Genomic DNA, 18,537 nt, shown 5'->3' on the forward strand with positions numbered 1-18,537 from the left:
CCATGTCCAAGACCCTGATCCGCGGTGCGAAGGTCCTCGGCGGCGAGGCACAGGACGTCCTCATCGACGGCGAGACCATCGCCGAGGTCGGACGGAACCTCTCCGCCGACGGCGCGACCGTCGTCGAGGCCGCCGGCCAGGTCCTCCTCCCCGGCCTCGTCGACCTCCACACCCACCTGCGCGAGCCCGGCCGCGAGGACTCCGAGACCGTCCTGACCGGCACCCGCGCCGCCGCCTCCGGCGGCTACACCGCCGTCTTCGCCATGGCGAACACCTTCCCCGTCGCCGACACCGCCGGCGTGGTCGAGCAGGTCTACCGCCTCGGCAAGGAGTCCGGCTACTGCGACGTGCAGCCCATCGGCGCCGTCACCATCGGCCTGGAGGGCAAGAAGCTCTCCGAGCTCGGCGCCATGCACGAGTCCGCCGCCCGCGTCACCGTCTTCTCCGACGACGGCAAGTGCGTCGACGACGCCGTGATCATGCGCCGCGCCCTGGAGTACGTGAAGGCCTTCGGCGGCGTCATCGCCCAGCACGCCCAGGAGCCCCGCCTCACCGAGGGCGCCCAGATGAACGAGGGCATCGTCTCCGCCGAGCTCGGCCTCGGCGGCTGGCCCGCCGTCGCCGAGGAGTCGATCATCGCCCGCGACGTCCTCCTCGCCGAGCACGTCGGCTCCCGCGTCCACATCTGCCACCTCTCCACCGCCGGCAGCGTCGAGATCGTCCGCTGGGCCAAGTCCCGCGGCATCGACGTCACCGCCGAGGTCACCCCCCACCACCTCCTCCTCACCGACGAGCTGGTCCGCTCCTACAACCCCGTCTACAAGGTCAACCCGCCGCTGCGCACCGAGCGCGACGTCATGGCGCTGCGCGAGGCGCTCGCCGACGGCACCATCGACATCGTCGCCACCGACCACGCCCCGCACCCGCACGAGGACAAGGACTGCGAGTGGGCCGCCGCCGCCATGGGCATGGTCGGCCTGGAGACCGCCCTGTCCGTCGTCCAGCAGACGATGGTCGAGACGGGCCTCCTCGACTGGGCCGGCGTCGCCGAGCGCATGTCCTTCGCGCCCGCCCGCATCGGCGGCCTGTCCCACCGCCACGGACGCCCCGTCTCGGCAGGTGAACCCGCGAACCTCACCCTGGTCGACACCTCGTACCGTGGTGTCGTGGACCCCGCAGGGTTCGCCTCCCGCAGCCGCAACACCCCCTACGAGGGCCGCGAGCTGCCGGGCCGCGTCACCCACACCTTCCTGCGGGGCCGGACAACGGTCGTGGACGGGAAGCTCGCGTGACACCTGCAGTGATCCAACTGGCCGCCGAGGCCGCCGAACGCAAGTCGGCGGAGGTGACGGACTGGGGCGCGCGCATCGCGTGGGTCATCGGCCTGCTCGTCTTCATCGCCTTCGTCTACTGGCTGATGCGGCAGGGCTGGAAATGGCGCGGCGCCCTGCAGGGCGGTCTGCCGGAACTGCCCACCGCCCCCGAAGGCCTCCCCGAGCACCGGCTGGCACTCACCGGCCGGTACCACGGGTCGACCACCGCCGGGCAGTGGCTCGACCGGATCGTCGCCCACGGGCTGGGCGTGCGCAGCCGGGTCGAGCTCACCCTCACCGACGCGGGCCTCCAAGTGGTCCGTCCGGGTGCAGGCGACTTCTTCGTACCGGCCGCGCAGCTGCGCGGCGCCCGCCTCGACAAGGGGATCGCGGGCAAGGTACTCACCGAGGGCGGTCTGCTCGTCGTCACGTGGGCCCACGGCGACACGCTGATCGACTCCGGATTCCGCTCCGACCGGGCGGCCGAGCACGCCGCCTGGGTCGAGGCCATCACCTCCATGAACCACACCACCACGACGGAAGGCGCCGAACGATGACGACCTCCACCAGGGGAGCAGCCAAAGCTCCCGCCGTACTCGTCCTGGAGGACGGCCGCATCTTCCGCGGCCGCGCCTACGGCGCAGTGGGGGAGACCTTCGGCGAGGCCGTGTTCTCCACCGGAATGACCGGCTACCAGGAGACCCTCACCGACCCGTCGTACCACCGGCAGGTCGTCGTGATGACCGCCCCGCACGTCGGCAACACCGGCGTCAACGACGAGGACCCCGAGTCCGCCCGCATCTGGGTCGCCGGCTACGTCGTCCGCGACCCCGCCCGCGTCCCGTCCAACTGGCGCGCCAAGCGCTCGCTGGACGAGGAGCTCGCCGCGCAGGGCGTCGTCGGCATCAGCGGCATCGACACCCGTGCCCTCACCCGCCACCTGCGCGAGCGCGGCGCCATGCGCGTCGGCATCTTCTCCGGCGCCGCCGCCGAGGGCGTCCGCGACGAGGCCCTGGTCTCCCGCGTCCAGGCGGCCCCGCAGATGAAGGGCGCGAACCTCTCCGCCGAGGTCGCCACCAAGGAGCCCTACGTCGTCCCCGCCATCGGCGAGAAGCGGTTCACCGTCGCGGCCGTCGACCTCGGCATCAAGGGCATGACCCCGCACCGCATGGCGGAGCGCGGCATCGAGGTGCACGTCCTGCCCGCCACCGCCACCGTCGAGGACGTCTACGCGGTCTCCCCGGACGGCGTGTTCTTCTCCAACGGCCCCGGCGACCCGGCCACCGCCGACCACGCCGTCTCCGTCATGCAGGGCGTCCTGGAGCGCAAGACGCCGCTCTTCGGCATCTGCTTCGGCAACCAGATCCTCGGCCGCTCCCTCGGCTTCGGCACCTACAAGCTGAAGTACGGCCACCGCGGCATCAACCAGCCGGTCCAGGACCGCACCACCGGCAAGGTCGAGGTCACCGCCCACAACCACGGCTTCGCCGTGGACGCGCCCCTCGACAAGGTCTCCGAGACCCCCTACGGCCGCGCCGAGGTCTCCCACGTCTGCCTGAACGACAACGTCGTCGAAGGCCTCCAGCTGCTCGACCAGCCGGCCTTCAGCGTCCAGTACCACCCCGAGGCGGCCGCCGGCCCGCACGACGCCGCGTACCTCTTCGACCGCTTCGTATCCCTGATGGAGGCCGAGCGTGCCTAAGCGCACCGATATCCAGTCCGTCCTGGTCATCGGCTCCGGCCCGATCGTCATCGGCCAGGCCGCCGAGTTCGACTACTCCGGCACCCAGGCCTGCCGCATCCTCAAGGCCGAGGGCCTGCGGGTCATCCTCGTCAACTCCAACCCCGCGACGATCATGACCGACCCGGAGATCGCCGACGCCACGTACGTCGAGCCGATCACCCCCGAGTTCGTCGAGAAGATCATCGCCAAGGAGCGCCCCGACGCGCTCCTGCCCACCCTCGGCGGCCAGACGGCCCTCAACACCGCCATCTCCATGCACGAGCAGGGGGTGCTGGAGAAGTACAACGTCGAGCTCATCGGCGCCAACGTCCAGGCCATCCACAAGGGCGAGGACCGCGACCTCTTCAAGGAGGTCGTCGAGGAGGTCCGCCGCAAGATCGGCCACGGCGAGTCCGCCCGCTCGGTCATCTGCCACACCATGGACGAGGTCATCGCCGGCGTCGAGACCCTCGGCGGCTACCCCGTCGTCGTCCGCCCCTCCTTCACCATGGGCGGCGCCGGCTCCGGCTTCGCCCACGACGAGGAGGAGCTGCGCCGCATCGCAGGCCAGGGCCTCACGCTCTCCCCGACCACCGAGGTGCTCCTGGAGGAGTCCATCCTCGGCTGGAAGGAGTACGAGCTGGAGCTGATGCGCGACAAGGCCGACAACGTCGTGGTCGTCTGCTCCATCGAGAACTTCGACCCGATGGGCGTCCACACCGGCGACTCCATCACCGTCGCCCCGGCGATGACCCTCACCGACCGCGAGTACCAGCGCCTGCGCGACATCGGCATCGCGATCATCCGCGAGGTCGGCGTCGACACCGGCGGCTGCAACATCCAGTTCGCGGTCAACCCTGACGACGGCCGCATCATCGTCATCGAGATGAACCCCCGCGTCTCCCGCTCCTCGGCGCTCGCCTCCAAGGCCACCGGCTTCCCGATCGCCAAGATCGCCGCCAAGCTGGCCGTCGGCTACACGCTCGACGAGATCCCCAACGACATCACCGAGAAGACGCCGGCCTCCTTCGAGCCGACCCTCGACTACGTCGTCGTCAAGGCCCCCCGCTTCGCCTTCGAGAAGTTCCCGGCCGCCGACGCCACCCTCACCACCACCATGAAGTCCGTCGGCGAGGCCATGGCCATCGGCCGCAACTTCACCGAGGCCCTCCAGAAGGCCCTGCGCTCCCTGGAGAAGAAGGGCAGCCAGTTCGCCTTCACCGGCGAGCCCGGCGACAAGGACGAGCTGCTGCGCCTCGCCGTCCGCCCCACCGACGGCCGCATCAACACCGTCATGCAGGCCATCCGCGCCGGCGCCACCCAGGAGGAGGTGTTCGACGCCACCAAGATCGACCCCTGGTTCGTCGACCAGCTCTTCCTCATCAAGGAGATCGCCGACGAGCTCGCCGCCGCCGAGAAGCTCGACCCCGAGCTCCTCGCCGAGGCCAAGCGCCACGGCTTCTCCGACGCCCAGATCGCCGAGATCCGCGGCCTGCGCGAGGACGTCGTCCGCGAGGTGCGCCACGCCCTCGGCGTCCGCCCCGTCTACAAGACGGTCGACACCTGCGCCGCCGAGTTCGCCGCCAAGACCCCGTACTTCTACTCCTCCTACGACGAGGAGACCGAGGTCGCACCGCGCACCAAGCCCGCGGTGATCATCCTGGGCTCCGGCCCGAACCGCATCGGCCAGGGCATCGAGTTCGACTACTCCTGCGTCCATGCCTCCTTCGCCCTCAGCGACGCCGGCTACGAGACGGTGATGGTCAACTGCAACCCGGAGACCGTCTCCACCGACTACGACACCTCCGACCGCCTGTACTTCGAGCCCCTCACCCTCGAAGACGTCCTGGAGATCGTCCACGCCGAGTCCCTCGCCGGCCCCATCGCCGGCGTCGTCGTCCAGCTCGGCGGCCAGACCCCGCTCGGCCTCTCCCAGGCCCTGAAGGACAACGGCGTGCCCGTCGTCGGCACCTCCCCGGAGGCCATCCACGCCGCCGAGGACCGCGGCGCCTTCGGCCGCGTGCTCCAGGAGGCGGGCCTGCCCGCCCCCAAGCACGGCACCGCCACCACCTTCGCCGGAGCCAAGGCCATCGCCGACGAGATCGGCTACCCCGTCCTCGTCCGCCCGTCCTACGTGCTCGGCGGCCGCGGCATGGAGATCGTCTACGACGAGGCGCGCCTGGAGGCGTACATCGCCGAGTCCACCGAGATCTCCCCGACCCGCCCCGTGCTGGTCGACCGCTTCCTCGACGACGCCATCGAGATCGACGTCGACGCCCTCTACGACGGCGAGGAGCTCTACCTCGGCGGCGTCATGGAGCACATCGAGGAAGCCGGCATCCACTCCGGCGACTCCGCCTGCGCCCTGCCCCCGATCACCCTCGGCGGCTTCGACATCAAGCGCCTGCGCGCCTCCACCGAGGCGATCGCCAAGGGCGTCGGCGTCCGCGGCCTGATCAACATCCAGTTCGCGATGGCCGGGGACATCCTCTACGTCCTGGAGGCCAACCCGCGCGCCTCCCGCACCGTCCCCTTCACCTCGAAGGCCACCGCCGTCCCGCTCGCCAAGGCCGCCGCCCGCATCTCGCTCGGCGCGACCATCGCCGAGCTGCGCGCCGAGGGCCTGCTGCCGAAGACCGGCGACGGCGGCACCCTGCCGCTCGACGCGCCGATCTCCGTCAAGGAGGCCGTCATGCCGTGGTCGCGCTTCCGCGACATCCACGGCCGCGGCGTCGACACGGTCCTCGGCCCGGAGATGCGCTCCACCGGCGAGGTCATGGGCATCGACTCGGTCTTCGGCACGGCCTACGCCAAGTCGCAGGCCGGCGCCTACGGCCCGCTGCCCACCAAGGGCCGTGCGTTCATCTCCGTCGCCAACCGCGACAAGCGCTCGATGATCTTCCCGGCGCGCGAGCTCGTCGCCCACGGCTTCGAGCTGCTCGCCACCTCCGGCACCGCCGAGGTCCTGCGCCGCAACGGCATCAACGCCACCGTCGTGCGCAAGCTCAGCGAGGGCGAGGGCCCCGGCGGCGAGAAGACCATCGTCCAGCTCATCCACGACGGCCAGGTCGACCTGATCGTCAACACCCCGTACGGCACCGGCGGCCGCCTCGACGGCTACGAGATCCGCACCGCCGCCGTGGCCCGCGGAGTCCCGTGCCTGACCACGGTCCAGGCGCTCGCCGCGGCCGTCCAGGGCATCGAGGCGCTCGGACACGGCGAGGTCGGCGTCCGCTCCCTCCAGGAGCACGCCGAGCACCTGACCGCGGCCCGCGACTAGCAGCCCGTCCGGACGAGGGGGACACCACGAGCGCGACTGCGCGGCGGTGTCCCCCTCTCCATGAGCGCACAAGGGAACTCCCGAAGCATGTACAAGCTCTTCTTCAACCTGGTCTTCAAGCGGATGGACCCCGAGGCCGCCCACCACATGGCCTTCCGCTGGATCCGCCTCGCCGCCCGAACCCCGGTCGTGCGGACCTTCGCGGCCGCCGCCCTGGCCCCCCGCCACAAGGAGCTGCGCACCGAGGCCCTCGGCCTGCGCATGCACGGCCCCTTCGGCCTCGCGGCCGGCTTCGACAAGAACGCCGTCGCCATCGACGGCATGGCCATGCTCGGCTTCGACCACGTCGAGATCGGCACCGTCACCGCCCAGGCCCAGCCCGGCAACCCCAGGAAGCGGCTCTTCCGCCTCGTCCCGGACCGCGCGCTGATCAACCGCATGGGATTCAACAACGACGGCTCCGAGGCCGTGGCGGCCCGCCTGGCGGCCCGCAAGGCGGTCTTCAAGACGGTCGTCGGCGTCAACATCGGCAAGACCAAGGTCGTGCCCGAGGAGGAGGCCGTCGCGGACTACGTGGCCTCCACCGAGCGCCTCGCCCGGCACGCCGACTACCTCGTCGTCAACGTCTCCTCCCCGAACACCCCTGGCCTGCGCAACCTCCAGGCCACCGAGTCCCTGCGCCCCCTGCTCGCCGCCGTCCGCGAGGCCGCCGACCGCAGCGTCCCCGACCGCCGCGTCCCGCTGCTGGTGAAGATCGCACCCGACCTCGCCGACGAGGACGTCGACGCCGTCGCCGACCTCGCCCTGGAGCTCGGCCTCGACGGCATCATCGCCACCAACACCACCATCGCCCGCGAGGGCCTCGGCCTGAAGTCCGACCCCGCCCTCGTCCAGGAGACCGGCGGCCTCTCCGGCGCCCCCGTCAAACAGCGCTCCCTGGAGGTCCTGCGCCGCCTGTACGCCCGCGTGGGCGACCGCCTGGTCCTCGTCGGCGTCGGGGGCATCGAGAACGCCGAGGACGCCTGGCAGCGCATCCTGGCCGGCGCCACCCTCGTCCAGGGGTACAGCGCGTTCATCTACGAGGGCCCGCTCTACGCCCGCGCCATCCACAAGGGCCTGGCCGCCCGCCTCGCCGCCAGCCCGTACGCCACCCTCGCCGAGGCCGTCGGCGCCGAGACCCGAAAGGCCGCCCAGTGACTCCCTCCTTCGGCACCCGCCTGCGCTCCGCCATGGACGAGCGCGGCCCGCTCTGCGTCGGCATCGACCCGCACGCCTCCCTGCTGGCCTCCTGGGGCCTGGACGACGACGTCGCCGGCCTGGAGCGCTTCTCGCGCACGGTCGTCGAGGCCCTCGCCGACACGGTCGCCGTCTTCAAGCCGCAGGCCGCCTTCTTCGAGCGCTTCGGCTCCCGCGGCGTGGCGGTCCTGGAGCGGACCGTCGCCGACGCCCGCGCCGCCGGCGCCCTCGTGGTCATGGACGCCAAGCGCGGCGACATCGGCTCCACCATGGCCGCCTACGCCGAGACCTTCCTCCACCCGGACGCCCCGCTGTTCTCCGACGCCCTGACCGTGTCCCCGTACCTGGGCTACGGCTCGCTCGCCCCCGCGGTCGAGCTGGCCCGCACCTCCGGCGCCGGCCTGTTCGTCCTCGCCCTCACCTCCAACCCCGAGGGCGCGGAGGTCCAGCGGGCGGTCCGCGAGGACGGGCGGACCATCGGCGCGACCATGCTGGCCCACCTTGCCGCGGAGAACGCCGGGGAGTCGCCCCTGGGCTCCTTCGGGGCGGTCGTGGGCGCCACCCTCGGCGACCTGTCCTCCTTCGACCTGGACATCAACGGCCCGCTGCTCGCCCCCGGCATCGGGGCGCAGGGCGCGACCGCCGCCGACCTGCCCCGCGTCTTCGGCGCGGCCGTGCGCAACGTCGTGCCGAACGTCTCGCGCGGTGTCCTGCGGCACGGACCGGACGCCGCGGCGCTGCGCGGGGCGGCGGAGCAGTTCGCCGAGGAGATCCGCAAGGCCGTCTCCGGCTGACCCGTACGTCGTACGGTCCGACGAAATCTGACGGGAATCGAACGTCTTTCGCCGGACAAATCCGGGGCGGTTTGTCCGTGATGTACGGTTCAGTGGAGGCTGACCAGGACTTTTCGTCCGTTCTCGCTGACTGGAGCGGCCTTGGCCGCTAGTCTCCGACCAGAGTGAACGAGCAGCGAACCAGTTCCACCGCTGTTCGGGCATTCGCCTGGTGTGGCGTCCCATGGGCTCCCACCGGTCCGTATCCGACAGTTCGACATCCGAGGTGACGTAGGCGTGGCTCTTCCGCCCCTTACCCCTGAACAGCGCGCAGCCGCGCTCGAAAAGGCCGCCGCGGCTCGCCGGGAGCGGGCCGAGGTGAAGAATCGACTCAAGCACTCCGGCGCCTCGCTCCAAGAGGTCATCAAGACGGGCCAGGAGAACGACGTCATCGGCAAGATGAAGGTCTCCGCCCTGCTGGAGTCCCTGCCCGGCGTGGGCAAGGTCCGCGCCAAGCAGATCATGGAGCGCCTCGGCATCTCCGAGTCCCGGCGTGTCCGAGGTCTCGGCTCCAACCAGATCGCCTCGCTGGAGCGTGAGTTCGGCACCCCTGCCGGCTGACGTGCCGCCCGGAGTGGCTCCGGCGTTCCCAGGCAGTCCCGGGAACCTGGATAATCGCTCTATGGCAGCAGAGGTTCGTCCGCGGCTGACCGTGCTCTCCGGCCCCTCAGGGGTCGGCAAGAGCACGGTCGTCGCGCATATGCGCAAGGTCCACCCCGAGGTGTGGCTCTCGGTGTCGGCCACCACCCGCAAGCCGCGGCCCGGTGAGCGACACGGAGTCCACTACTTCTTCGTCGGCGACGACGAGTTCGACAAGCTGATCGCCAACGGCGAGCTGCTGGAGTGGGCCGAGTTCGCGGGCAACCGCTACGGCACCCCGCGCGGCGCGGTGGTCGAGCGCCTGGAGAACGGCGAGCCCGTCCTCCTGGAGATCGACCTCCAGGGCGCCCGCCTGGTGCGGGAGTCGATGCCGGAGGCCCAGCTGGTCTTCCTGGCGCCGCCGAGCTGGGAGGAGCTGGTCCGCCGGCTCACCGGCCGGGGCACCGAGTCCCCCGAGGTCATCGAGCGCCGCCTGGCGGCGGCCCGGGTCGAGCTGGCCGCCGAGTCCGAGTTCGACACCACCCTGGTCAACACCTCCGTCGAGGACGTGGCGCGTGAGCTGCTAGCCTTGATGGACGTTGTGTGATCGTCGACCGGTGTGCGCACCGGTGGGCGTCTGAACTTTCATCCATCTTCGGAAGGTAGAGCGTGTCCTCTTCCATCACTGCGCCCGAGGGCATCATCAACCCGCCGATCGACGAGCTGCTCGAGGCCACGGACTCGAAGTACAGCCTCGTGATCTACGCGGCCAAGCGCGCGCGTCAGATCAACGCGTACTACTCGCAGCTCGGTGAGGGCCTGCTCGAGTACGTCGGCCCCCTGGTGGACACCCACGTCCACGAGAAGCCGCTTTCGATCGCGCTGCGCGAGATCAACGCGGGCCTGCTGACCTCCGAGGCCATCGAGGCCCCGGTCCAGTAGGGCACCGAGGAATCCTTGCGCCACAGGCCCGGCAGCACGACTGCCGGGCCTGTGGTGTGTCATAGGCAGGTGGGCCGCGGCCGGGGACGCCGCGGCCGGTGACAGCAGCCGGAAGGGCGAGTGTGGTGGGCAATCCGAAGGTCGTGCTCGGAGTCAGCGGCGGCATCGCCGCCTACAAGGCGTGCGAGCTGCTGCGGCGGCTGACGGAGTCCGGGCACGACGTGCGCGTGGTGCCCACCGCCTCGGCCCTGAACTTCGTGGGCGAGGCCACCTGGGCCGCCCTCTCCGGGCACCCGGCGGGCACCGAGGTGTGGGAGACCGTCCACGAGGTGCCCCACGTGCGCATCGGCCAGGCCGCCGACCTCGTCGTCGTCGCCCCCGCCACCGCCGACATGCTGGCCAAGGCCGCCCACGGCCTCGCCGACGACCTGCTCACCAACACCCTCCTGACCGCCCGCTGTCCCGTGGTCTTCGCCCCCGCGATGCACACCGAGATGTGGGAGCACCCGGCGACCCGGGAGAACGTCGCCACCCTGCGCCGCCGCGGCGCCGTCGTCATCGAGCCCGCCGTCGGCCGCCTGACCGGCAAGGACACCGGCAAGGGTCGGCTGCCCGACCCCGAGGAGATCTTCGAGGTCTGCCGGGCCGTCCTCGCCCGCGGCACCGCCGCCGACCTCGCCGGGCGCCACGTCGTGATCAGCGCCGGCGGCACCCGCGAGCCCCTCGACCCCGTCCGCTTCCTCGGCAACCGCTCCTCCGGCAAGCAGGGCTACGCCCTGGCCCGCACCGCCGTCGCGCGCGGCGCCCGGGTGACGCTCGTCGCCGCCAACACGGCGCTGCCGGACCCGGCCGGTGCGGACGTCGTGCGGGTCGGCACCGCCGTCCAGCTGCGCGAAGCGGTCCTGAAGGCGGCCGCCGACGCCGACGTCGTGGTGATGGCCGCGGCCGTGGCCGACTTCCGGCCGGCCGAGTACGCCACCGGCAAGATCAAGAAGCAGGAGGGGCGGGAACCGGCCCCCGTCGCACTCGTCCGCAACCCCGACGTCCTCGCCGAGGTCTCCGCCGACCGCGCCCGCGCGGGACAGGTCGTCGTCGGCTTCGCGGCCGAGACCGACGACGTGCTCGCCAACGGGCGCGCCAAGCTCCGCCGCAAGGGCTGCGACCTCCTCGTCGTCAACGAGGTCGGAGAGAACAAGACCTTCGGATCGGAGGAGAACGAAGCGGTGATCCTCGCCTCCGATGGGGCCGAACTGCCCATCCCCTACGGTCCGAAGGAAGCCCTCGCGGACGCCGTATGGGACCAGGTCGCCGCGCGACTCGCCTGAAACGCGCCCGCCCGCCTCCTCCCGCACCGTGGGCCGGAACGGGGTGTCGCAGGTCACAAGGCTTCCAGAGGGCGAGACGGGTGGTCCTGCGGCCGGTGGCGACCGATAAACTGCATTCGGAACGCGTCCGGGCGCAGCCCCCGGTATCGTTCCGCCAAACGATCAGCCAGCAGCCGCTGCAACCCCAGGGAGCGATGTGTCCCGCCGCCTGTTCACCTCGGAGTCCGTGACCGAGGGCCACCCCGACAAGATCGCTGACCAGATCAGCGACACGATCCTCGACGCGCTCCTCACCGAAGACCCGACCTCGCGCGTGGCCGTGGAGACGCTCATCACCACCGGTCTCGTCCACATCGCCGGCGAGGTGACGACGAAGGCGTACGCGCCGATCGCGCAGCTCGTCCGCGACAAGATCCTCGAGATCGGCTACGACTCCTCGAAGAAGGGCTTCGACGGCGCCTCCTGCGGCGTGTCGGTGTCCATCGGCGCGCAGTCCCCGGACATCGCGCAGGGCGTCGACACCGCCTACGAGAAGCGCGTCGAGGGCGACGAGGACGAGCTCGACAAGCAGGGCGCCGGCGACCAGGGCCTGATGTTCGGCTACGCGTGCGACGAGACGCCCGAGCTCATGCCGCTGCCGATCCACCTCGCGCACCGGCTCTCCCGCCGCCTGTCCGAGGTCCGCAAGAACGGGACCATCCCCTACCTGCGCCCCGACGGCAAGACCCAGGTCACCATCGAGTACGACGGCGACAAGGCCGTCCGCCTCGACACGGTCGTCGTCTCCTCGCAGCACGCCTCCGACATCGACCTCGACTCGCTGCTCGCGCCCGACATCCGCGAGTTCGTCGTCGAGCACGTCCTGAAGGAGCTCGTCGAGGACGGCATCAAGCTCGACACCGACGGCTACCGCCTCCTGGTGAACCCCACCGGCCGCTTCGAGATCGGCGGCCCGATGGGCGACGCCGGCCTCACCGGCCGCAAGATCATCATCGACACGTACGGCGGCATGGCCCGCCACGGCGGCGGCGCCTTCTCCGGCAAGGACCCGTCGAAGGTCGACCGCTCCGCCGCCTACGCGATGCGCTGGGTCGCCAAGAACGTCGTCGCGGCGGGCCTCGCCTCCCGCTGCGAGGTCCAGGTCGCGTACGCGATCGGCAAGGCCGAGCCCGTCGGCCTGTTCGTCGAGACCTTCGGCACCGCCAAGATCGACACCGCGAAGATCGAGGACGCCATCACCGAGGTCTTCGACCTCCGCCCGGCCGCGATCATCCGCGACCTCGACCTGCTCCGCCCGATCTACGCCCAGACCGCCGCCTACGGCCACTTCGGCCGCGAGCTGCCGGACTTCACCTGGGAGCGCACCGACCGCGTCGACGCCCTGCGCGCCGCCGCCGGCCTGTAGGACCGCTCGGCAGCCCACGGCAGGGCCCCGGACCGCGAGGTCCGGGGCCCTGCCGCGTCCCCGCCCCCGCCAGGCGGGACCGGCGGCGTCCGCCGCTGTCGGCGCGCTTTGGTAAGAATGCGGTGTGAGCAGCGAGAACGAGTCCCGACAGCGGCCCGGGGACGGCAGTCCCGGCGGCCCGCCCGAGCAGCTCGCCCTCATCCGGGAGATGGTCGCCGAGGCGAAGGCCAAGGCGCCCAAGGCCAAACCGCGCACCTGGCGCGGCGCCGCCCTCGCCAAGGACCTCCCCGTCGCCCGCGTCCTCGTCAACAAGGGCGTCCTCCACCTCGACCAGCTGTGGGACTACGCCGTCCCCGAAGAGCTCTCCGAGGCGGCCCGGCCGGGCGTCCGCGTCCGCGTCCGCTTCGGCGCGGGCTCCCACCACGTCCACGGCGGCCGCCGCGAGGGCGGCCGCCTCATCGACGGGTTCATCGTCGAGCGCCGCGCCGACACCGACTACCACGGCGCCCTCGCCGCCCTCGCCCACGTCGTCTCGCCCGAGGTCGTCCTCACCCCCGCCCTGCTCTCCCTCGCCCGCGCCGTCGCCGACCGCTACGCCGGCAGCCTCGCCGACGTCCTCCAGCTCGCCCTGCCCCCGCGCAACGCCCGCGCCGAAGCCAAGCCCTCGCCGGCACCGCTGCCGCCGCCGCCCCCGCCCGACCCCGGAGGCTGGACCCGCTACGCCGCCGGACCCGCCTTCCTGCGCTCCCTCGCCGCGGGCGGCGCCCCCCGCGCCGTCTGGACCGCCCTTCCCGGACCCGGCTGGGCCGACGAACTCGCCCGCGCCATCGCCGCCACCCTCGCCTCCGGCCGCGGCGCGCTCGCCGTCCTGCCCGACGGCCGCACCGCCTCCCGCGTCGACACGGCCCTCACCGCCCTCCTCGGCGAAGGACGGCACGCCACCCTCACCGCCGAATCCGGGCCGGAGAAGCGCTACCGGCAGTGGCTCGCCGTCCACCGCGGCTCCGTACGCGCCGTCATCGGCACCCGGGCCGCCATGTTCGCGCCCGTACGCGACCTCGGTCTCGTCGCCGTCTGGGACGACGGGGACTCCAGCCACAGCGACGACCGCGCCCCGTTCCCGCACGTCCGGGAAGTCCTCGAACTGCGCTCCGTCAGCGAGAGCTGCGGGTTCCTCGCCGGCGGCACCGGCTGCACCGTGGAAGCCGCCCAGCTCGTCGCATCCGGCTGGGCGCGCCCGCTGGCCGCCGACCGCGAGACCGTCCGCGCCTGCGCCCCCCGCATCCGCACCGTCGGGGACGAACTCCTCGCCCGCGACGAGGCCGCCCGCGCCGCCCGCCTGCCCAGCCTCGCCTGGGAGACCGTCCGCTACGGCCTCAAGACCGGGCCCGTCCTCGTCCAGGTGCCCCGCCGCGGCTACGCCCCCCGCCTGGCCTGCGAACGCTGCCGCACCCCCGCCCGCTGCCGGGCCTGCGCCGGCCCGCTGGAGGCGCCCGACGCCCGCGACCTCCAGTGCGGCTGGTGCGGCCGCCCCGAAACCGCCTGGCACTGCGAGGAGTGCGGCTCCTTCCGGCTGCGCGCCCAAGTCGTCGGCGCCCGCCGCACCGCCGAGGAACTCGGCCGGGCTTTCCCCGCCGTCCCCGTCCGCACCTCCGGCCGGGACCACGTCCTCGACGAGGTCCCCGACCGGCCCGCCCTCGTCGTCTCCACCCCCGGCGCCGAACCCGTCGCCGCCGGAGCCGGGTACGCCGCCGCGCTTCTCCTCGACGGCTGGGCCATGCTGACCCGCCCCGACCTCCGCGCCGGGGAGGACGCCCTGCGCCGCTGGATCGCCGCCGCCTCCCTCGTACGGGCCGACGGGCAGGTCGTCGTCGTGGCCGAGCCGACGCTGCGCCCCGTCCAGGCCCTCGTCCGCTGGGATCCCGCCGGGCACGCCGCGCGGGAGCTCGCCGAACGGGCCCAGCTCGGCTTCCCCCCGGTCTCCCGGATGGCTGCCGTGGCCGGCCGCGGCGAAGCCCTGGAGGCCTTTCTCGACACCGCCGAACTCCCGCCCGACGCCGAGGTGCTGGGCCCCGTACCGCTGCCCGGGCGGCGCGGCGCCCCCTCCCCGGGGGAGCGGGTCCTGATCCGCGTCCCGCCCGGCAGCGGGGCCGCCCTGGCCGCCGCCCTCAAGGCCGCGCAGGCCGCCCGCCTCGCCCGCGGGGTCCCCGCCGGCGACGCGATCCGGGTGCGGATCGACCCGCCGGACATCGGCTGAGCGGGCCCGGGGCGCAGAAAACCCCCGGTGGGACGACCGGGAAGTCGCCCCACCGGGGGTGTGCACGGCCGGGGCCTGGCGGCCCGGCCGGCCGACGGGGGTCGGCGTCCCGGCGGCCGGACGGGCGGTCAGCCGTTCCGCGGCCCGGGGAACGCGGCCGGCCGGGCACCCGCCGCGGCCTGCGACTCCTCGCGCACCGGCTGCGGGGGCACCGAGCGCGCCGCCGGGACCGTCGGCAGCGGGTTGAGGGTCCGCGTCGCCGTCCCCTCGGCCAGCGGCTCCGCCGCTTCCGCGGCCTGCGCGCGACGGGCCCCGTACCGCCGGTGCACGGCCTGCTTGGTGACGCCGAGGGCCGAGCCGACCGCGTCCCACGAGAAGCCGAGCGAGCGGTCGAAGTCCACGGCGGCGGTCACCAGCGTCTCGACGCTGTCCCGCAGCTCCTGGGCGAGGCGGACGGTCGGCGCCGGGGCCCGGCCGTAGACGACGAAGCCCGTCGAAGGACCGGAGCGGCGCGGGCGGTACACGTTGCCGAGCTGGGCGGTGAGCGTACGCAGAGCATCCACCTGCCGGCGGACCCGCTCGATGTCCCGGACCAGGAGATGCAGGCTGGCCCGTGCTTGGGCGTCGTGGGTGGCGTGGTCGGCCATGAAGAAGCCTCTCGAAACCGGTGCTGAAGAGCGGATCGGGCCGCAGACACCGTTCTGAACGCGGCCCGGTTTCGGTCAATCTCTCTTGACCAACGCGCCACCGGTCGAGGAAGTCACGCCTCGGGGGCGTGTCGGCATATGCGAGAGGCGCGCGCATGTGCGGTCCGCCCCCTGGTGGGGCTGATGGGGCCCGCGAGACGACCGTGCGGCAGCACGCGGCGCAGGCCCGGCACAGGCCCGGCACAGGCCCGGCGCAGGCCCGGAGCGGGCCCGGCGCAGGCCCGGAGCGCCCCCGACCCATAGACTGGTGCGCTGCTGACAGCCGAGATATCGAGGTAGGACCCCAGTGAAGCTCGTCTTCGCCGGCACCCCCGAGGTCGCCGTCCCCGCCCTGGACGCCCTGATCGCCTCCGGGCGCCACGAGGTCGCCGCCGTCGTCACCCGGCCCGACGCCCCGGCCGGCCGCGGCCGCCGCCTCGTCGCCAGCCCGGTCGCCGAACGCGCCGAGGAAGCCGGCATCGAGGTCCTCAAGCCGGCCCGCCCCCGCGACCCCGACTTCCAGGCCCGGCTCCGCGAGATCGCCCCCGACTGCTGCCCCGTCGTCGCCTACGGCGCCCTCCTGCCCAAGAGCGCCCTCGACATCCCCCGCCACGGCTGGGTCAACCTGCACTTCTCCCTGCTGCCCGCCTGGCGCGGCGCAGCCCCCGTCCAGCACTCCATCCTGGCCGGGGACCAGGTCACCGGCGCCTCCACCTTCCGCATCGAGGAGGGCCTCGACACCGGCCCCGTCTTCGGCGTCCTGACCGAGGAGATCCGCCCCACCGACACCAGCGGCGACCTCCTGACCCGCCTCGCCTTCGCCGGCGCCGGGCTGCTCGCCGCCACCATGGACGGCATCGAGGACGGCACCCTGCGCGCCGTCGCCCAGGCCGCCGACGGCGTCTCCCACGCCCCCAAGATCACCGTCGAGGACGCCCGCGTCGACTGGTCGGCCCCCGCGATGCGCGCCGACCGCGTCGTCCGCGGCTGTACTCCCGCCCCCGGCGCCTGGACGCTGTTCCGCGGGGAACGGCTCAAGGTCATCTCCCTCGGCCTGCTGCCCGACCGCACCGACCTCGCCCCGGGCGAACTCGCCGCCGCCAAGAACAACGTGTACGTCGGCACCGGCTCCCACGCGGCCGAACTCCTGTGGGTGCAGCCGCAGGGCAAGAAGCCGATGCGCGCCGCCGACTGGGCGCGCGGCGTCCGCATCGCGGCCGGGGAGCGGCTGGGCTAGGCCCGCGGGGCGGACCGGCCCGCCCCGCCCCGCTGCCTGTCCTTCCCCGCTGCCCGTGCCTCCCCGCTGCCCGTGCCTCCCCGCGGCCCGGGCCGGGCCGGCCCGCGCGGCCCCGTGCCGGGCCGCGCGGCCGGGCCGCCGAGGCCGACGTAGGCTGGCAGAAGCCGGCCGGTCCGGCCCCTTTCGGCCCGATCGACCTCGTTCGTCCCCCAGCAAGTTTCCGTACGCACGCCCATACATCCGGAGCACCTTCCACGTGAGCGAACAGCCCCGCCGCCGTCCCGCCGCCCCCGGCGGCAAGCAGCCCAAGCCGTACCGCCGGCCCAAGAAGGACCCGGTCCGGATCCTCGCCTTCGAGGCGCTGAGGGCCGTGGACGAGCGCGACGCGTACGCGAACCTCGTCCTGCCGCCGCTGCTGCGCAAGGCCCGCGAGAACGGCGACTTCGACTCCCGCGACGCCGCCCTGGCCACCGAGCTCGTCTACGGCACCCTCCGCCGCCAGGGCACGTACGACGCCGTCATCAGCGCCTGCATCGACCGCCCGCTGCGCGAGGTCGACCCGCCCGTCCTCGACGTGCTCTCCCTCGGGGCCCACCAGCTCCTCGGCACCCGCATCCCCACCCACGCCGCCGTCTCGGCGAGCGTCGAACTCGCCCGCGTCGTCCTGGGCGACGGTCGCGCCAAGTTCGTCAACGCGGTCCTGCGCAAGATCGCCGCGCACGACCTGGACGCCTGGCTGGAGCGCGTCGCCCCGCCGTACGAGGTGGACGCCGAGGAACACCTCGCCGTCCGCCACTCGCACCCCCGCTGGGTCGTCAGCGCCCTGTGGGACGCCCTCGGCGGCGGGCGCGCCGGCATCGAGGACCTGCTGGAGGCCGACAACGAGCGTCCCGAGGTCACCCTCGTCGCCCGGCCCGGCCGGTCGACGACGCAGGAACTCGTCGCCGCCGTCGGCGAGGACGCCGCCCTGCCCGGGCGATGGTCCCCGTACGCCGTGCGGATGGCCGAGGGCGGCGAGCCCGGCGCGCTGGACGCGGTGCGCGAGGGGCGCGCCGGAGTCCAGGACGAGGGCAGCCAGCTCGTGGCCGTGGCCCTCGCCTCCGCCCCCGTCGAAGGCCGCGACGAGCGCTGGCTCGACGGCTGCGCGGGCCCGGGTGGCAAGGCCGCCCTGCTCGGCGCCCTCGCCGCCGAGCGCGGCGCCTTCCTGCTGGCTTCCGAGAAGCAGCCGCACCGCGCCCGGCTCGTCGAACGCGCCCTCCACGGCAACCCCGGCCCCTACCAGGTCATCACCGCCGACGGCACCCGCCCCGCATGGCTCCCCGGCTCCTTCGACCGCGTCCTGATGGACGTCCCCTGCTCCGGGCTCGGCGCCCTGCGCCGCCGCCCCGAAGCACGCTGGCGCCGCCGCCCGCAGGACATCGAGGGCTTCGCCCCGCTCCAGCGCGCACTGCTCCGGGAGGCCCTGGCCGCGGTCCGCGTCGGCGGCGTGGTCGGCTACGCGACCTGCTCGCCCCACCTGGCGGAAACCCGCGTCGTCGTCGACGACGTCCTGAAGGGCCGAGGCGCCGCCGCGGAGCCCGTTGCCGCCGAACTGATCGACGCCCGCCCCTACCTCCCGGGCGTCCCGGCGCTGGGCGACGGCCCGGACATCCAACTGTGGCCGCACCTGCACGGCACGGACGCGATGTACCTGGCACTGCTGCGGAGGGTGGGGTAGGGGG

At 73.2% G+C, this 18,537-nt stretch carries 15 protein-coding genes; 14 read left to right on the forward strand and 1 reads right to left on the reverse strand.

Going from position 1 to position 18,537, the window contains the following annotated elements; all coding sequences use genetic code 11:
- Nucleotides 1–2 precede the first annotated feature (2 nt).
- From EF903_RS00565 to EF903_RS00620, 12 genes are all read left to right on the forward strand, one after another.
- A complete protein-coding gene (locus EF903_RS00565) occupies nt 3–1,292 on the forward strand; it encodes a dihydroorotase (protein WP_125540610.1) in 1,290 nt (429 codons plus the stop codon).
- Nucleotides 1,289–1,870, forward strand: a complete 582-nt coding sequence (locus EF903_RS00570; RefSeq protein WP_125540611.1) for a hypothetical protein — start codon at nt 1,289–1,291, stop codon at nt 1,868–1,870. The genes EF903_RS00565 and EF903_RS00570 overlap by 4 nt, the downstream gene beginning before the upstream one ends.
- Nucleotides 1,867–3,015, forward strand: a complete 1,149-nt coding sequence (gene carA / locus EF903_RS00575) for a glutamine-hydrolyzing carbamoyl-phosphate synthase small subunit (RefSeq protein WP_125540612.1) — start codon at nt 1,867–1,869, stop codon at nt 3,013–3,015. Before EF903_RS00570 ends, carA begins: the two co-directional genes overlap by 4 nt.
- Nucleotides 3,008–6,316: a carbamoyl-phosphate synthase large subunit gene (gene carB / locus EF903_RS00580; RefSeq protein ID WP_125540613.1), complete on the forward strand. Its 3,309-nt coding sequence runs from the start codon at nt 3,008–3,010 to the stop codon at nt 6,314–6,316. The genes carA and carB overlap by 8 nt, the downstream gene beginning before the upstream one ends.
- 87 nt (nt 6,317–6,403) lie before the next feature.
- Complete coding sequence (locus tag EF903_RS00585; protein ID WP_125540614.1) at nt 6,404–7,513, forward strand: quinone-dependent dihydroorotate dehydrogenase; 1,110 nt, start codon at nt 6,404–6,406, stop codon at nt 7,511–7,513.
- Nucleotides 7,510–8,346 carry an orotidine-5'-phosphate decarboxylase gene (gene pyrF, locus EF903_RS00590; protein WP_125540615.1) on the forward strand — a complete coding sequence of 279 codons (837 nt, stop codon included), beginning with the start codon at nt 7,510–7,512 and terminating at the stop codon, nt 8,344–8,346. Before EF903_RS00585 ends, pyrF begins: the two co-directional genes overlap by 4 nt.
- Before the next feature lie 276 nt (nt 8,347–8,622).
- Nucleotides 8,623–8,946 carry an integration host factor gene (locus EF903_RS00595; RefSeq protein WP_008740406.1) on the forward strand — a complete coding sequence of 108 codons (324 nt, stop codon included), beginning with the start codon at nt 8,623–8,625 and terminating at the stop codon, nt 8,944–8,946.
- Between the two features lie 61 nt (nt 8,947–9,007).
- Nucleotides 9,008–9,571 (forward strand): guanylate kinase, encoded by a 564-nt coding sequence (gene gmk, locus EF903_RS00600; RefSeq protein WP_125540616.1) that lies wholly within the window; start codon nt 9,008–9,010, stop codon nt 9,569–9,571.
- Nucleotides 9,572–9,633: 62 nt separating this feature from the next.
- The gene (gene rpoZ / locus EF903_RS00605; RefSeq protein WP_114056739.1) at nt 9,634–9,906 is read left to right on the forward strand and encodes a DNA-directed RNA polymerase subunit omega; all 273 of its coding nucleotides are present in this window, start codon (nt 9,634–9,636) and stop codon (nt 9,904–9,906) included.
- Between the two features lie 125 nt (nt 9,907–10,031).
- Entirely contained in the window at nt 10,032–11,231 is a 1,200-nt protein-coding gene (gene coaBC, locus EF903_RS00610) for a bifunctional phosphopantothenoylcysteine decarboxylase/phosphopantothenate--cysteine ligase CoaBC (RefSeq protein WP_125540617.1), read from the forward strand.
- A 196-nt stretch (nt 11,232–11,427) separates the two neighbouring features.
- The gene (metK, locus tag EF903_RS00615) at nt 11,428–12,636 is read left to right on the forward strand and encodes a methionine adenosyltransferase (RefSeq protein ID WP_125540618.1); all 1,209 of its coding nucleotides are present in this window, start codon (nt 11,428–11,430) and stop codon (nt 12,634–12,636) included.
- A gap of 124 nt (nt 12,637–12,760) precedes the next feature.
- Nucleotides 12,761–14,893 (forward strand): primosomal protein N', encoded by a 2,133-nt coding sequence (locus tag EF903_RS00620; RefSeq protein WP_125540619.1) that lies wholly within the window; start codon nt 12,761–12,763, stop codon nt 14,891–14,893.
- Between the two features lie 128 nt (nt 14,894–15,021).
- On the opposite strand, the gene EF903_RS00625 is transcribed toward EF903_RS00620, so the two are convergent.
- The gene (locus tag EF903_RS00625; protein ID WP_125540620.1) at nt 15,022–15,540 is read right to left on the reverse strand and encodes a hypothetical protein; all 519 of its coding nucleotides are present in this window, start codon (nt 15,538–15,540) and stop codon (nt 15,022–15,024) included.
- 346 nt (nt 15,541–15,886) lie between these two features.
- Here EF903_RS00625 and fmt point away from each other — a divergent pair, with 346 nt between their 5' ends.
- Both fmt and EF903_RS00635 read left to right on the forward strand, forming a co-directional pair.
- Nucleotides 15,887–16,816, forward strand: coding sequence for a methionyl-tRNA formyltransferase (fmt, locus tag EF903_RS00630; RefSeq protein WP_125540621.1), 930 nt, complete (start codon nt 15,887–15,889; stop codon nt 16,814–16,816).
- Between the two features lie 256 nt (nt 16,817–17,072).
- Nucleotides 17,073–18,533, forward strand: coding sequence for an RsmB/NOP family class I SAM-dependent RNA methyltransferase (locus EF903_RS00635; protein WP_125540622.1), 1,461 nt, complete (start codon nt 17,073–17,075; stop codon nt 18,531–18,533).
- The last annotated feature ends 4 nt before the right edge of the window (nt 18,534–18,537 follow it).

It is taken from the genome of Streptomyces sp. WAC05292 (assembly GCF_003949955.1).
Taxonomy (GTDB): domain Bacteria; phylum Actinomycetota; class Actinomycetes; order Streptomycetales; family Streptomycetaceae; genus Streptomyces; species Streptomyces globosus.